General features: G+C 68.9%; 14 protein-coding genes. 11 read left to right on the top strand and 3 right to left on the bottom strand.

The features are described from left to right. The first annotated feature begins 64 nt into the window (after window positions 1-64). Window positions 65-907: a helix-turn-helix transcriptional regulator gene (locus BST17_RS13905; RefSeq protein WP_083058931.1), complete on the top strand. Its 843-nt coding sequence runs from the start codon at window positions 65-67 to the stop codon at window positions 905-907. Here the strand turns inward: BST17_RS13905 and BST17_RS13900 are convergent. Further along, window positions 904-2,016 carry a diguanylate cyclase domain-containing protein gene (locus BST17_RS13900; RefSeq protein WP_083058927.1) on the bottom strand — a complete coding sequence of 371 codons (1,113 nt, stop codon included), beginning with the start codon at window positions 2,014-2,016 and terminating at the stop codon, window positions 904-906. The genes BST17_RS13905 and BST17_RS13900 overlap by 4 nt on opposite strands. A gap of 68 nt (window positions 2,017-2,084) precedes the next feature. On the opposite strand from BST17_RS13900, the gene BST17_RS13895 reads away from it, so the two are divergent. After that, window positions 2,085-5,381 (top strand): error-prone DNA polymerase, encoded by a 3,297-nt coding sequence (locus BST17_RS13895; RefSeq protein ID WP_083058923.1) that lies wholly within the window; start codon window positions 2,085-2,087, stop codon window positions 5,379-5,381. A 3-nt stretch (window positions 5,382-5,384) separates the two neighbouring features. Here the strand turns inward: BST17_RS13895 and BST17_RS13890 are convergent, their stop codons facing one another. Further along, a complete protein-coding gene (locus tag BST17_RS13890) occupies window positions 5,385-5,795 on the bottom strand; it encodes a TIGR03667 family PPOX class F420-dependent oxidoreductase (protein ID WP_083058919.1) in 411 nt (136 codons plus the stop codon). Window positions 5,796-5,818: 23 nt separating this feature from the next. Here BST17_RS13890 and BST17_RS13885 point away from each other — a divergent pair, with 23 nt between their 5' ends. Then, window positions 5,819-6,460 (top strand): nitroreductase family protein, encoded by a 642-nt coding sequence (locus BST17_RS13885; RefSeq protein WP_083058915.1) that lies wholly within the window; start codon window positions 5,819-5,821, stop codon window positions 6,458-6,460. On the opposite strand, the gene BST17_RS13880 is transcribed toward BST17_RS13885, so the two are convergent. Continuing rightward, window positions 6,461-6,925, bottom strand: a complete 465-nt coding sequence (locus BST17_RS13880) for a tRNA (cytidine(34)-2'-O)-methyltransferase (protein WP_083058912.1) — start codon at window positions 6,923-6,925, stop codon at window positions 6,461-6,463. It abuts the gene before it with no gap. Window positions 6,926-6,956: 31 nt separating this feature from the next. On the opposite strand from BST17_RS13880, the gene BST17_RS13875 reads away from it, so the two are divergent. From BST17_RS13875 to BST17_RS13840, 8 genes are all read left to right on the top strand, one after another. Then, complete coding sequence (locus BST17_RS13875; RefSeq protein ID WP_083058909.1) at window positions 6,957-7,562, top strand: class I SAM-dependent methyltransferase; 606 nt, start codon at window positions 6,957-6,959, stop codon at window positions 7,560-7,562. 249 nt (window positions 7,563-7,811) lie between these two features. Continuing rightward, window positions 7,812-10,298, top strand: a complete 2,487-nt coding sequence (locus BST17_RS13870) for an ATP-binding protein (RefSeq protein ID WP_083058905.1) — start codon at window positions 7,812-7,814, stop codon at window positions 10,296-10,298. Beyond that, window positions 10,295-10,693 (top strand): roadblock/LC7 domain-containing protein, encoded by a 399-nt coding sequence (locus BST17_RS13865; RefSeq protein WP_083058901.1) that lies wholly within the window; start codon window positions 10,295-10,297, stop codon window positions 10,691-10,693. Before BST17_RS13870 ends, BST17_RS13865 begins: the two co-directional genes overlap by 4 nt. Before the next feature lie 7 nt (window positions 10,694-10,700). After that, window positions 10,701-11,087, top strand: coding sequence for a DUF742 domain-containing protein (locus tag BST17_RS13860; RefSeq protein ID WP_083058897.1), 387 nt, complete (start codon window positions 10,701-10,703; stop codon window positions 11,085-11,087). Beyond that, the gene (locus BST17_RS13855; protein ID WP_083058893.1) at window positions 11,068-11,625 is read left to right on the top strand and encodes a GTP-binding protein; all 558 of its coding nucleotides are present in this window, start codon (window positions 11,068-11,070) and stop codon (window positions 11,623-11,625) included. Before BST17_RS13860 ends, BST17_RS13855 begins: the two co-directional genes overlap by 20 nt. Further along, window positions 11,622-12,182, top strand: a complete 561-nt coding sequence (locus BST17_RS13850; protein WP_083058889.1) for a pentapeptide repeat-containing protein — start codon at window positions 11,622-11,624, stop codon at window positions 12,180-12,182. Before BST17_RS13855 ends, BST17_RS13850 begins: the two co-directional genes overlap by 4 nt. Window positions 12,183-12,218: 36 nt before the next feature. Then, window positions 12,219-12,848, top strand: a complete 630-nt coding sequence (locus BST17_RS13845) for a TetR/AcrR family transcriptional regulator (protein ID WP_083058885.1) — start codon at window positions 12,219-12,221, stop codon at window positions 12,846-12,848. A 77-nt stretch (window positions 12,849-12,925) separates the two neighbouring features. Further along, window positions 12,926-14,122, top strand: a complete 1,197-nt coding sequence (locus BST17_RS13840) for an acyl-CoA dehydrogenase family protein (RefSeq protein WP_083058881.1) — start codon at window positions 12,926-12,928, stop codon at window positions 14,120-14,122. Window positions 14,123-14,129: the final 7 nt, after the last annotated feature.

Here is a 14,129-nt window from a genome sequence, read left to right as displayed (position 1 = left end):
GTGAGTTCGGATCCAGGTACCGCCGATACCTGGCTACCGGCCGGCGCCGCGGGACAATCGGAGGATGGACAAGGTCGAGTTCGGCGCATTCCTGCGCAGCCGCCGCGAGCGGATCACGCCCGCCGACGTCGGCCTGCCCGCAGGAGCCCGGCGGCGGACGCCCGGCCTGCGCCGCGACGAGGTGGCTCACCTGGCGTATATCTCGACCGAGTACTACACCCGGCTGGAGCAGGCCCGGGCGCCGCACCCGTCCCGGGAGGTGCTGCTCGGATTGGGCCGGGCGTTGCGACTGTCCGAGGCCGAGCTGGGATATCTGCACCGGCTGGCCGGCGTCGAACTGCTCGGACCCGCGGGTCCACCGTTGGTGGTGCGGCAGAGCATCCTCGACCTGATCAACGGACTCCCGCTGGCGGCGGCCGTCGTGCTCTCGGCCACCTACGAGGTGCTGGCCTGGAACGATCTGGCCTGCGCTCTCATGGAGGACTTCTCGGCGCTGTCACGCCGTGATCGCAACCTGTTGCGTCGCGCGTACCTGTCACCGGGGGTCACCCGGCTCTACGGGGTGACCGGCCCGGATTTCGCCCGCACCGGTGCCCAGCACCTGCGGGCCGTCGCGGCGCGCTATTCCGACGACCCGGAGACCGTCGCGCTGATCGCCGAACTACGTTCCGGCAGCCCGAAATTCGCGGCGATCTGGGACTCCCGTGACGTGCTGGACCGACCGACGTTGTGCCGGACGTTCGCCCATCCGGTGGTCGGTTCGATATCGGTCACCTGCGATGTGCTCGATATCGCCGACCGCGACCAGCGACTGTTCATCTACGCGCCGGATCCGAGGTCACCCTCGGCCGAGGCGATGCACCTGCTCGCGGTCATCGGCACCCAGCGGATGGACACGCCCTACTAGTCCGGTCGTCCGTCCGAACTCTCCAGATCGGGCAGGAACACCACCCGGCTCTGGTTGCCACCGTGCCGGCGGGCGTCGGCCACCGCCTTGTCGGCGGCCCCGAGCAACGCGTCACTGATCTCGTCGGGCGACATCGCGGCCAGCGGTGTCAGCGGGGTGACCACCGCGGCGATACTCGCCTTCAACTCCGGGGCGGTGGCGTTCAGTCCGCCGCTGATCCGCTGGCACAGCGGGTCGGGGTCGGGTGTGTTGAAGATGTCGACCAACAGGAACTCGGAATCCGGCAGGTGCGCGATCGCGACATCGCGGCGGGCTTGGTCGCGCAGCATCTGGGCCACCAGGACGCGGAGTTCGCGGGCCCGGCCCACCCCGACGACGTCGGCGACGTTGCCGAAGCTGTCCAGGCTGACCTGGGTGACCACCAGATAGCGGTCGTCGGTGCGTCCCCGTGCGGCCACGCTGACCGCCAGTGCGTCCAGGAAGCCCTCCCGGCTGAGCAGCCCGGTGGTCGGCTCGATGTCCCCGGTGAACAGGTCGGCGTCGATCAGGCCGATCAAGGCCCGCACCACGAACGTCACGAAGATGATGATCAGCCCGTTGGTCAGGCTGAGACCGAGCGCCACGGCGGGTTCGGTCGCGGCCAGCCGGATCCCGGTGATCGCGATGACCGCGATCGCGCAGACCAGTACCGCGCTGATGAGGCGCCAGGTGTGGAAGATCGCGGTGTAGGCCGACACCGCGGCAAAGGCCGCCGCACCCATCAAGCCGAGCAACGGCACGGGAATGACGACGCAGGTGGCGACGGCCAGGGCGATGCCGAGCACGACAGACACCTCGGACTGTCGTTTGGTCGGCCACACGCCCCGTGCCCAGAACAGCACACCGAGCAGGATGCTGCAGACACTGATGCCGGCGGCAGCCAGGCGCAGCGGGAGTTGATGTGCGTCGGTGGCGCCGAACATGATCAGTGCCGGCGTCAGGCCGCCGATGATCAACCAGGTGGAGATGAACCGGGCCACGGTCTTGCGTGCCCCGCGGGCGTCCAATCGCGAGGTCATCCAGTAGTAGTGATCCGGATGGCGAGGCTCCTGCCAGCTGGGCGCCGTCATGTCCGTAAGAGTAGACAATGCGCGCAAAGCCCTGGCCCTATCGAACAAATGTTCTATACACTGGTCTCGTGGGCTGGAATGACGGGCCGTCGACCTGGCCGGAGATGGAGCGGGTCCTCAACGGCAGGCCCCGCCCCAAGGCGCGCCGGTCCGGACTCCCGCTGGAGGTCAAGGGGGATGGCGGCGACAGTCCGGCCTGGTCACGCAAACGCGGCGCCTACCGGTCCGAGGGCATCCGGCGGTCCGGCTCATCGGTCCCGTACGCCGAGCTGCACACCCATTCGGCCTACAGCTTTCTCGACGGTGCCAGCACCCCGGAGGAGATGGTCGAGGAGGCGGCGCGGCTGGACCTGAAAGCCATCGCGCTGACCGACCACGACGGTCTCTACGGGGTGGTGCGCTTCGCCGAGGCCGCCCGCGAGCTCGACGTGGCCACCGTGTTCGGGGCCGAACTGTCGCTGGGCAACGTGCCGCGCACCGAACTGCCCGATCCACCCGGCCCGCATCTGCTGGTGCTGGCCCGCGGACCGGAGGGTTACCGCCGGCTGTCTCGGGAGTTGGCGACCGCGCACCTGGCCGGTGGGGAGAAGGGCAAGCCACGGTATGACTTCGACGCGCTGACCGAGGCCGCCGGCGGGCACTGGCACATCCTCACCGGCTGCCGCAAGGGCCATGTCCGGCAGGCGTTGGACACCGGTGGGCCGGAGGCCGCGCAGCGTGCGCTGGCCGATCTGGTGGACCGGTTCGGCGCCGACCGGGTCAGCATCGAACTCACCCATCACGGCCACCCGCACGATGACGAACGCAACGCGGTGCTGGCCGGGCTGGCGCCCCGATTCGGTGTGGGGTTGATCGCCACCACCGGAGCGCACTTCGCGGCACCCGAGCGTGGCCGGCTGGCCATGGCGATGGCGGCCATCCGGGCCCGCAACTCGATGGATGACGCGGCCGGGTGGCTGGCCCCGCTGGGCGGGGCGCATCTGCGGTCGGGGGAGGAGATGGCCCGTATCTTCGGTGACGAGATCGTCACCGCCGCGGCAGATCTCGGTGAGCAGTGTGCGTTCGGCCTGGCGCTGATCGCTCCCCAGCTGCCGCCGTTCCAGGTGCCGGAGGGACACACCGAGACCAGCTGGCTGCGCCAACTCGTGCGGGAAGGCGCCCTGGATCGCTACGGCCCACCGGACCGGGCGCCCAAGGCCTATCAGCAGATCGAGCACGAGCTGGCCATCATCGAGAAGCTGGACTTCCCCGGTTACTTCCTGGTGGTCCACGACATCACGCGGTTCTGCCGGGAGCGCGACATCCTGTGCCAGGGAAGGGGATCGGCGGCCAACTCGGCGGTCTGCTACGCGTTGAAGGTCACCAACGTCGACCCGATCGCCAACGAGCTGCTGTTCGAACGGTTCCTGTCACCGGCGCGCGACGGCCCACCCGATATCGACATCGATATCGAATCGGACCTGCGTGAAGACGTCATCCAGTACGTCTATGACAAGTATGGCCGGAACTTCGCCGCGCAGGTGGCCAACGTCATCACCTACCGCGGGCGCAGCGCGATCCGCGACATGGCGCGCGCGCTGGGATTCTCGCAAGGACAGCAGGGTGCGTGGAGCAAGCAGATCAGCCGCTGGAACGGCCTGGCCGATTCCCCTGATGTGGAGGACATCCCCGAGCAGGTGGTCGATCTGGCCACCCAGATCTCCAATCTGCCGCGGCACATGGGCATCCACTCCGGTGGCATGGTGATCTGCGACCGCCCGATCGCCGATGTCTGCCCGGTGGAATGGGCGCGCATGGAAAACCGCAGCGTCCTGCAGTGGGACAAGGATGACTGCGCGGCAATCGGTTTGGTCAAGTTCGACCTGCTCGGTCTGGGTATGCTGTCGGCGCTGCACTACGCCATCGACCTGACCCGCGAACACAAGGGCATCGATGTCGACCTGTCCAAGCTGGACCTGTCCGAGGCGGCCGTCTACGAGATGCTGCAGCGGGCCGACTCGGTAGGGGTGTTCCAGGTCGAGTCCCGCGCGCAGATGGCCACGCTGCCCCGGCTGAAACCGCGCACGTTCTACGACCTGGTCGTTGAGGTCGCCCTTATTCGTCCCGGTCCCATCCAGGGTGGGTCGGTGCACCCATACATCAAGCGGCGCAACGGGGAAGAAGAGGTCGTCTACGACCACCCGTCGATGAAACCGGCGCTGGAGAAGACCCTCGGCGTGCCGCTGTTCCAGGAACAGTTGATGCAACTGGCGGTGGACTGCGCCGGTTTCACCGGTGCCGAGGCCGACCAGCTGCGCCGGGCGATGGGCTCCAAACGGTCCACCGAGAAGATGCGCCGGCTGCGCGGCCGGTTCTTCGACGGCATGCGCGAGCAGCACGGTATCACCGGTGCGGTGGCCGAGAAGATCTACGACAAGTTGGAGGCCTTCGCCAACTTCGGTTTCCCGGAGAGTCATTCGCTGAGCTTCGCGTCGCTGGTGTTCTACTCCTCGTGGTTCAAGCTGCACCATCCGGCGGTGTTCTGTGCGGCGCTGCTGCGGGCGCAGCCGATGGGTTTCTACTCACCGCAGTCGCTGGTCGCCGATGCCCGCAGACACGGCGTTCTCGTACACGGCCCGGACGTCAACGTCAGCATGGCGTGGGCGAACTGCGAGAACGACGGCTTGGATGTGCGGATGGGCCTGGGCAGCATCCGGCACATCGGCGATGATCTTGCCCAGCGGATCGTCGACGAACGGGCCGCCGGGGGACTGTTCATCGATCTGCTGAATCTGACTGCGCGGGTGCAACTCTCGGTACCGCAGACCGAGGCGCTGGCCACCGCCGGGGCGCTCGGCTGCTTCGGGATCACCCGGCGCGAGGGACTCTGGGCGGCGGGTGCGGCGGCCGCTGAACGACCGGACCGGTTGCCGGGGGTCGGCTCGTCCTCGCACATCCCGTCGCTACCCGGGATGAGCGCGCTGGAACTGGCCGCTGCCGACGTCTGGGCCACCGGGGTCTCTCCGGACAGCTATCCCACCCAGTTCCTGCGCGAGGATCTGGCCGCGATGGGTGTCATTCCGGCCGCCGATCTGCTGTCGGTGCCCGACGGCACCCGGATCCTGATCGCCGGCGCGGTGACCCATCGGCAGCGCCCGGCCACCGCTCAGGGCGTCACCTTCGTCAACCTCGAAGACGAGACCGGCATGGTCAACGTGCTGTGCGCCCCGGGGGTCTGGGCGCGCTACCGCAAGCTGGCGCAGAGCGCGCCGGCGCTGATCATCCGGGGCATCGTGCAGAACGCGACCGGGGCGGTGACGGTGCTGGCCGACCGGATGGGCCCGGTGGACCTGAAGGTGCGCTCGCGCTCACGCGACTTCCAGTGATCGTCACGCCGTCGGCGTCGTCCAGACCTTGTCGATGGTGATCCGCAACCGGGTGCTGTAGTGGCCCATCGCATCGGTCAGACCGAACTGCGCGGCGGCCGCCTCGTACTTCGCCCAGTACGGCGCGTCGTCGCGCGCATCGACGCCCTCGGCATCCACCCGCGCCGGACCACCGACGACGATGATGCCGCCACCGTTGCCGTCGGAGTCGAGGTTCAGGCTCACCCGCTCGTGGTTGCCGATATGGCGCACCTTGGCCGCGGCCGGCTCGGTGTAGATGACGATGTCGGTCCCGTCGTAGAGGAACCACACCAGCTTGGGTACCGGCTGGCCGGACTTCGCGACGGTGGTCAGCCAGGCGTAGTCCTCGGAGGTGAGCCGCTCGACGATTTCCGGTGTCAGGTCTGCAGTCATGATCGCGAATGTAGTCTCGCGTCATGACACTCAACCTGACCGCGGATGAAGTTCTGACCACGACGCGTTCGGTGCGCAAGCGGCTCGATTTCGACAAACCGGTGCCGCGCGAAGTGCTCCTGGAATGCCTCGACATCGCGCTGCAGGCGCCGACCGGCTCCAATTCCCAGGGCTGGCAATGGGTTTTCGTCGAGGATCCGGAGAAGAAGAAGGCGATCGCCGATATTTACCGGGTCGCGGCGACGCCGTACCTGGATGCGCCCAAACCGCAGTACGGCGACAGTCGTGACGAGCGGACCCCGAAGGTGGTGGATTCGGCCAAGTATCTCAACGACCACCTGCATGAGGTCCCGGTCATGCTCATCCCGTGCCTGGAAGGCCGCCCCGACGGCGCGCCCGCGGGGATGAGCGCCGGGTTCTGGGGTTCGCTGATGCCCGCGGTGTGGAGCTTCATGCTGGCGCTGCGCAGCCGCGGCCTCGGTTCGGCGTGGACATCGCTGCACCTGATGGGCGACGGCGAGAAGCAGACCGCCGAACTGCTGGGCATCCCGTTCGACAAGTACTCCCAGGGTGGGCTGTTCCCCATCGCCTACACCAAGGGCACCGACTTCAAGAAGGCCAAGCGCCTGCCCGCCGCCGAGCTGACCCACTGGGACACCTGGTGATCAGACCGCGCCGGTGAACCCCTGCTGGCGCCACGCCTCGTAGGCCGCCACCGCGGCGGCGTTGGACAGATTCAGCGATCGCCGCCCGGCCAGCATCGGGATGCGCACCCGAGCGGTGATGTGCGGGTCGGCCAGCGTCAGCTCGTCCAGACCGGTGGGTTCGGGCCCGAACATCAGCACGTCGCCGGGTTGATAGGACACCTGCGCGAACGAACTGTCGGCGTGCGCGGTGAAGGCGAACACCCGGGTCGGGCCGATCACCGCCCACGCCGCATCCAGATCCTGGTGCACGGTCACCGACGCCAGGTCGTGATAGTCCAGTCCGGCCCGACGCAGCTTCGGTTCGGACAGGTCGAAGCCCAACGGTTCGACCAGATGCAGGTGAGCGCCGGTCGCGGCCACCATGCGGATCGCGTTGCCGGTGTTCGGGGCGATGCGCGGGGAGTAGAAGAGCACATGAAACACCGGGTCATCATCCCCTGCGGATAATGGCGGCATGGTCGAGCAGAGTCTCTGGATGCAGAAGGTGGCGGCCAACCCGGGCCATTCGCAGTGGTACATCGACCGGTTCCGGTCGATGGCGCAGGCGGGCAAGGACCTCGACGGCGAGGCCCGCTTCATCGACGCGATGGCCCCGCGTGGCGCGCGCATCCTCGATGCCGGCTGTGGCCCCGGCCGGGTGGGCGGGTATCTGGCGGCGGCCGGACACGATGTCGTCGGCGTCGACGTCGACCCCGCGCTGATCGCCGCCGCCGAAGCCGACCATCGGGGCCCGCGCTGGCTGGTCGGTGATCTCGCCGAACTGGATCTGCCCGCCCGCGGTATCGCCGAACCGTTCGATGTGATCGTCTCGGCGGGCAATGTGATGACGTTCCTGGCGCCCAGCACGCGCACCCGGGTGCTCGGCCGGTTGCGCGCCCACCTGGCCGGCGACGGCCGCGCGGTGATCGGCTTCGGCGCCGGCCGCGAATACCCGTATGCGGACTTCCTCGCGGACGCCGGCGAGGCCGGGCTGACACCGGATTTGCTGCTGTCGACCTGGGATGTGCGGCCCTTCCGGGAGGACGCCGACTTCCTGGTCGCCATCCTGCGCGCCGGCTGACCTCCGCGAGCGTGCGCAAACTTTCCGTTGCTGGCGGCGTGTCGGGGTGCAGACACGCACGCTCGCCGGGAGGAAAAGGTTGGGCAACGTAACGGTCACGAACTGCCACAACCGTGCCGCGGAGTATGGAAACCCCTGTGCGCGACTGCCATACTCGACAAATTGCCAGGCGTCCCACGCCGGCCCCATCGTGGGCTCAAGCAGCAGGAAGCATATGAACGCGCCACCACCGACCCGCAGCCGGCTCTGATGACGAGCTTCGCCGCGCCGCGCGCGGACGATGAAACCCACGGCGCACCAGCCCAACCCGTGAAGCGTCCGGCACGCTGGTCGCTGAGCAACTGGCCCGTCGGCGCAAAGGTGTTGGCCATCGCGCTGGTGCCGCTGGTACTGGCCGCCACCTTCGGCGGTCTGCGCATCTACTCGGGGTTCACCGAGGCATCGGATCTGCGTCGCGCCGCCGACCGGGCCGAGCTGGTGCCCGCCATCGAGAACTACATGGCCGCACTGGAAGCGGCGCTGCTCGCGCAGGACCCGCAGCAAGCCCTCGGCGACTTCGACACCGGCCGGCAGGAGCTGCAGACCCGGCTCGATGACACCGATGTGGTGCCCGATGTCGACGCCGGGGTCACCGCCCTGCTGCAGGACGGGCAGGACCTGGTGAACCGGGTGGCGTCCAACTCGATCTCGCTGCGTGACCGCGTCACGACCTATGCACCGATCCTGCTGACCGCCGAGGACGCCGTCAACGGCTCGGTCCGCGTCGACGACGCCGCGATCCGCGCCGAGACCCTCGGCCTGTCCCGGGCCATCGGTGCCCGCGGCCAGATGACGATGCAGCAGCTGCTGGTCGACCGCGGCGCGGAGGTGCCCGAAACCGAACTGCGCACCTCGATGAGCACCGTGGCGGGCACCGAACCGTCCACGCTGTCCGGCATGAGCCAGATCCTCGGTGTCGGCTCGGCCGAGGCTCAGGAACTGCAGTCCCAGTTCGTCGGGCGGATGGCGATCATGGCCGACCCGGCCGCGGTGCTGGTGAACAACCCGCAGCTGCGCGAGTCCATCGCCGCCACCGGGGAGATCGCCGGCCGTGTCATCGAGCAGACCACCGCCTCGGTCACCGGCGCGGTGGACGAACAGGCGGCCGCCGCGCGCAGCGCCGCCGTCCGCGACGCCGTCGTCGTCATCGCCGCCATGCTGCTGGCGCTGCTGATCGTCGCGCTGGTGGCGCGCTCACTGGTCCGGCCGCTGCGCCGGCTGCGGGACAGCGCGCTCAAGGTGGCCCATACCGACCTGGCCCGTGAGCTCGACCAGGTGCGCGCCGGCGGCGACCCGGGCCCGGTCACCCCGATCCCGGTGCACACCACCGAGGAGGTCGGGCAGGTCGCGCACGCCGTCGACGAACTGCACGAACAGGCCGTGCTGCTCGCCGGTGAGCAGGCCCGGCTGCAGGTTCAGGTCAGCGACATGTTCGAGACGCTGTCCCGGCGCAGTCGCTCGCTGGTGGACCAGCAGCTCACCCTGATCGACCAGTTGGAGCGCGACGAACAGGACCCGCAGCGGCTCGACAGTCTCTTCCGGCTCGATCACCTGGCCGCCCGGATGCGCCGCAACGGTGCCAACCTGCTGGTGCTGGCCGGCACCAACACCACCCGGGAGCACGCCGAGCCGGTGCCCGTCGCCGCCGTCGTCAACGCCGCCGCCTCCGAGGTCGAGGACTACACGCGCATCGTCACCGCGTCGCTGCCGGACTGCGAGATAGTCGGCGCCACCGCCGCCGACCTGGTGCACGTGCTGGCCGAACTGATGGACAATGCGCTGCGGTACTCACCCCCGGCCACCGCGGTCCGGGTTTCCGGGGTACGCACCGAAGACGGCGCGCTGGTCCTCGAGGTCGGCGACGAGGGGCTCGGGATGGCCGAACCCGACCTGCGGGTCGCCAACACCCGACTGCAGTCCGGGGGTGAGGTCAACCCGTACACCGCCCGGCACATGGGACTGTTCGTGGTGGGCCGGCTGGCCGACCGGCACGGCCTGGTGGTGCGGCTGCGCGCCACCGTGCCCGGCGAGCCCAGCTCGGGCACCACCGCGGGCGTCTATCTGCCGGCCGAACTCGTCGCCGGCGCACCCGTCGGTCCGCGGTTCGCGGAGATCGTGCCTGCCCCGGCCGCCGATCCGTTCGTCGCCCCGGTCCCGCAGGAATCCGCCGCACCCCTCGATCACCCAGCGGGATCGGCTCTACCGCAACGCACCCCCGGATCCAGTGGGTTCGAGGCCGCACCCCGCACCGAACCGCTGCCCACGGCGGCGCCCGCCGAGGCCACCGCGTTCTTCACGCCGCGGCCGCAGGCACCCGCAGAACCCGTCGACTCCGACGACGCGATCTATCAGAAGATGCTCTCCGAATGGCTGGTCGATCCCACGGATCTGGGGACGAGCACTGATCTGGACTGGAAGTCGGTGTGGGACAACGGCTGGTCGGCCGCGGAATCGGCCGAGGCCACACCGGTCGACGAGCACACACCCGAGGGGCTGCCGGTCCGCCGGCCGGGCGCCCGGTTGGTGCCGGGGGCGGGCGACACGCCCGGCAGGCATGCCTCGGTAGCATCGGATTCCGCCGACCCGCCCACCGGGCCGCTGCCGGATCCGGCGGCCATCCGCGCCAGCCTGAGCAGTCACTTCGGTGGGGTGCACGCCGGTCGGTCGCATGCCCGCGACACCGAAGGAGAGCAGTGACGACCCGGGAGTCGCTGGACTGGTTGGTCGCCAAGTTCGCCCGCGAGGTCGACGGGGTCTCGCATGCCGTGCTGGTCTCCGCCGACGGACTGTTGATGGCCGCCAGCGAACACATGCCGGCCGAGCGGGCCGACCAGCTGGCGGCGGTCACCTCGGGCCTGGCCAGTCTGTCCACCGGTGCTGCGCAACTGTTCCAGGGCGGCCATGTCATGCAGTCCATCGTCGAGATGGAACACGGATTCCTGCTGCTGATGCGCGTCGGCGACGGATCGAACATCGCCGCGCTGGCCACCCGCTCCTGCGATATCGGCCAGATCGGCTACGAGATGGCGATCCTGGTCGAGCGAGTCGGCAACGTGGTGCAGGCCGCGCGCCGCAGCCGCCAGCCCTCGTGAGGTCGCGATGGACACCCCGCCCGACGCCTGGGAGAGCGGCGAACCGGCCGACGTGCCCAGCATGGTGCGGCCCTACACGCTGACCTCGGGACGCACCCGCACCCCGATCGAGCTGCCGCTGGAGGCCCCGGTCCGCACCGTGGAACCCGATCGGGCCGGCCGCTGGCCGGCGCGCGACGTCCGATCGGAGATCCTTTCGCTGGGCCGGCACGGGCCATCGGTCGCGGAGGTCGCCGCCCGGTTGTCATTACCGCTCGGAGTGGCGCGTGTGCTCATCGGCGACCTGGTCGCGGACGGGTATCTTCGGGTGCACGCGACGCTGGACGACACCGCCTCCGCCGACGACCGTCGCGACCTGATCGGAAGGACGTTGCGTGGCCTTCGGGCACTCTAGGCCGGGATCGACCAAGATCGTCATCTCCGGCGGCTTCGGCTCCGGCAAGACGACATTCGTCGGCGCGGTCAGCGAGATCATGCCGCTGCGCACCGAGGCCCTGGTCACCACGGCGTCCTCCGGGGTCGACGGTCTGGAGGCCACCCCCGGCAAGAACACCACGACGGTCGCGATGGACTTCGGCCGCATCACGCTGGCCGACGATCTGGTGCTCTACCTGTTCGGCACGCCCGGGCAACGCCGGTTCTGGTTCATGTGGGACGACCTGATCCGCGGCGCCATCGGCGCGGTGATCCTGGTGGACATCCGGCGCCTGCAGGACAGCTTCGCCGCGGTGGACTTCTTCGAGGCGCGTGGGCTGCCGTTCATCATCGCGGTCAACGAGTTCGATGACGCGCCACGCTATCCCGAGGCGTCGGTGCGGCAGGCGCTGGCGCTGCGTCCGGACATCCCGATCGTCGCCGTGGACGCCCGGGATCGGCGGTCCGCACGGGCGGCGCTGATCACGGTGGCCGAGTACGCGCTGGCCAGCGTATGACCGACGACCAGGTCTGGGTGGACCGCGAGTTCACCGCCCACGACTTCCGCGACGAAGATCTCAGCCGGCTGCGCACCGAGCGGGTGGTCTTCGACGAGTGCGATTTCAGCGGCGTCGACCTCACCGAGTCCGAGCATCTGGGTTCGGCCTTCCGCAACTGCACCTTTCGGCGGGCCGCGCTGCTGCACAGCACCTTCCGGCAGTGCAGTCTGCTGGGTTCGGTGTTCACCGAGACGCGGCTGCGACCGGTGCAGTTCATCGAGGTCGACCTGTCGCTGAGCGTGCTGGGTGGCTGTGACCTGCGGACCGTCGACCTGTCGGATTGTCGGCTACGCGAGGCCAACCTGGTGGGCACCGACCTGCGCAAGGCCGTGCTGGCGCGTGCGGACCTCAGCGGTGCGCGGGTGCAGAACGCCAAGTTCGACGAGGCCGACCTGCGTGGTGCGCGCGTCGACCCGACCTTCTGGACGACGGCCAAGCTACGCGGCGCGCGGGTGAACATCGAGCAGGGGTTGGCCTATGCCGCGGCACACGGGTTGGATGTGCACGGCGAGTAGTCACGGCTGACCGGAAATGGTGAGTAGGCTCCGCGTATGAGCCCAGCATCGGAAGGTGACCGTAGGTCACATGTCGAGCGGCGGGCGGACAGCCGGACACTGATCCTCGAAGCGGCGGTGCAGGCCCTGGTCGACCACGGCTACCGCGGCGCCACCACCGTGGTGATCCAGCAGCTGGCCGGCGTATCGCGCGGCAGGTTGCTGCACTACTTTCCGTCCAGGGACGAACTGTTGGTGGCCGCCGCGCAGTACCTCGCGGTGGAGCGGATCACCGAGATGGAGCAGTGGTTCGATGCCGCACCCGATGGCGCCGCGGGCAGTCCGGAACGGCTCGATTATGCGGTGTCATTGCTGTGGAGCACATTTCGGCAGCCGTACTTCTGGGCTGCGATGGAGCTGTGGATGGCGGCCCGGACCGATCCCGGCCTGCGGGCCGAACTGGCCCAGGCCGAACGGCGATTGGGGCGGGCCATCGACCATGTCATCGCGACGATGTTCGGTCCGGTGCACAGCAGTCACCAGGCGTTCGCGGACGTCGCTGAGCTGCTGTTCACCAGCATGCGCGGCGTTGCGCTGACCTATGCCATCGACGACCGTATCGCGGACGAGGATCCACACGTCCCGCTGTGGAAGGAGATTGCCCGGACGCTGCTGACAGCCGGGTAGACACGTCGTCAAAAACAGTCAATGGTGACTGTTACTCTGGCAAGGTGATCGGTTCACCGCCCCGTACGCAGGACCAGATGACCCACGATGTCTGGCTACCGGACGAGATCGTCGCGCTGCGTCGCGATGCGAGGAAAGCCGTGCAGCGGCGGCTGGCCCCGCATGCCCGCGAGATCGGGCAGCGCGAGGAGTCCGCGGACAGCTTTCCCTGGGCGGCGTTCCGCGGACTTGCCGAGGAGGGCATGTTCGCGGTCCCGTTCAGTCCCGAATACGGCCGGGGTCTGGCGCATCCGCTACTCGGCACCTGCACGGTGGCCGAGGAGATCGCCTACGAATCGTCGTCCATGGCGGGTGTGTATGACGGGCAGTGCATCCTGGTGCCACAGACCCTGGAGTTCGCCACCGAGGAACTGCGATCCCGCCTGATACCCGAATTGGTGAGCGGGAGGACAGCCTTCGCCTTCGCCATGACCGAACCGGAGACCAGTTCGGACCTCACCGCCCAGCGCCTGCGCACGGTCGCCGAGGAGGTTTCCGACGGTTTCGTGCTGAACGGTCGCAAGCGGTGGATCACCAACAGTGTGGCGGCGGGGTGGGTGTCGGTTCTGGTGCGGGCCGGAGCGCACGGTGACCGGGCGACGATGCTGCTGGTGGATCTCACGTCGCCGGGCATCCGGATCGGTGTTCCGGATCTGAAGATGGGCCACCGGGGCCAGATCACGGCGGATATCGAGTTCGTGGATGTGTTCGTGCCGCGATCCCACGTGCTGGGCACCGTCGGCGGCGGCATGGCCGTGGCACTGTCGGCGCTGGTGCGCGGCCGCATCGGAATCGGGGCGGCCGGCGTCGGGGTGGCCCAGGCTGCATTGGATCTCGCGGTGCACCGGCTCCGGACTCGCGAGGTCTTCGGTGCGCCGCTCGGCGCCATGCAGCACTGGCAGTTCACCATGGCGCAGCGGGCCACCGAGATCGAATGCGCGCGCACGCTCTATCAGAAGGCGGCGACCCTGGTGGACCGCGGCGATCGCACCGCGGAGCCCGAGGCCGCGATGGCCAAGGCATACGGCACCCGGCTGGCCAACGACATCGTGCGCGAGGCGATCCAGATATACGGAGCGCTCGGCTTCGCCCGGCAGGTCGGCGAGACCGGCGAGTCGGTGCGACTGGAGGAGATGTTTCGCGACGCGAAGATCCTGGAGATCTTCGAGGGGGCCAACGAGCTCCAGCAGTGGATCGTGGCCCGCCGGTTGATCGGTCGCGAGATCACCGGCTGACCGGCCT

It is taken from the genome of Mycolicibacterium bacteremicum, assembly GCF_002086115.1.
In the GTDB taxonomy this organism is placed as follows: Bacteria; Actinomycetota; Actinomycetes; order Mycobacteriales; family Mycobacteriaceae; genus Mycobacterium; species Mycobacterium bacteremicum.
The sequence above is the reverse complement of the archived record's forward strand: the minus strand, read 5'-3'. Positions and strand labels throughout refer to the sequence as shown.

Excerpts from the sequence above, each read along its gene's own strand:
- BST17_RS13905 (WP_083058931.1), top strand. The coding sequence starts at position 65 with ATGGACAAGGTCGAGTTCGGCGCATTCCTGCGCAGCCGCCGCGAGCGG.
- BST17_RS13900 (WP_083058927.1), bottom strand. The coding sequence starts at position 2,016 with ATGACGGCGCCCAGCTGGCAGGAGCCTCGCCATCCGGATCACTACTAC.
- BST17_RS13890 (WP_083058919.1), bottom strand. The coding sequence starts at position 5,795 with ATGACTGCAGACCTGACACCGGAAATCGTCGAGCGGCTCACCTCCGAG.
- BST17_RS13885 (WP_083058915.1), top strand. The coding sequence starts at position 5,819 with ATGACACTCAACCTGACCGCGGATGAAGTTCTGACCACGACGCGTTCG.
- BST17_RS13875 (WP_083058909.1), top strand. The coding sequence starts at position 6,957 with ATGGTCGAGCAGAGTCTCTGGATGCAGAAGGTGGCGGCCAACCCGGGC.
- BST17_RS13870 (WP_083058905.1), top strand. The coding sequence starts at position 7,812 with ATGACGAGCTTCGCCGCGCCGCGCGCGGACGATGAAACCCACGGCGCA.
- BST17_RS13860 (WP_083058897.1), top strand. The coding sequence starts at position 10,701 with ATGGACACCCCGCCCGACGCCTGGGAGAGCGGCGAACCGGCCGACGTG.
- BST17_RS13850 (WP_083058889.1), top strand. The coding sequence starts at position 11,622 with ATGACCGACGACCAGGTCTGGGTGGACCGCGAGTTCACCGCCCACGAC.
- BST17_RS13845 (WP_083058885.1), top strand. The coding sequence starts at position 12,219 with ATGAGCCCAGCATCGGAAGGTGACCGTAGGTCACATGTCGAGCGGCGG.
- BST17_RS13840 (WP_083058881.1), top strand. The coding sequence starts at position 12,926 with ATGACCCACGATGTCTGGCTACCGGACGAGATCGTCGCGCTGCGTCGC.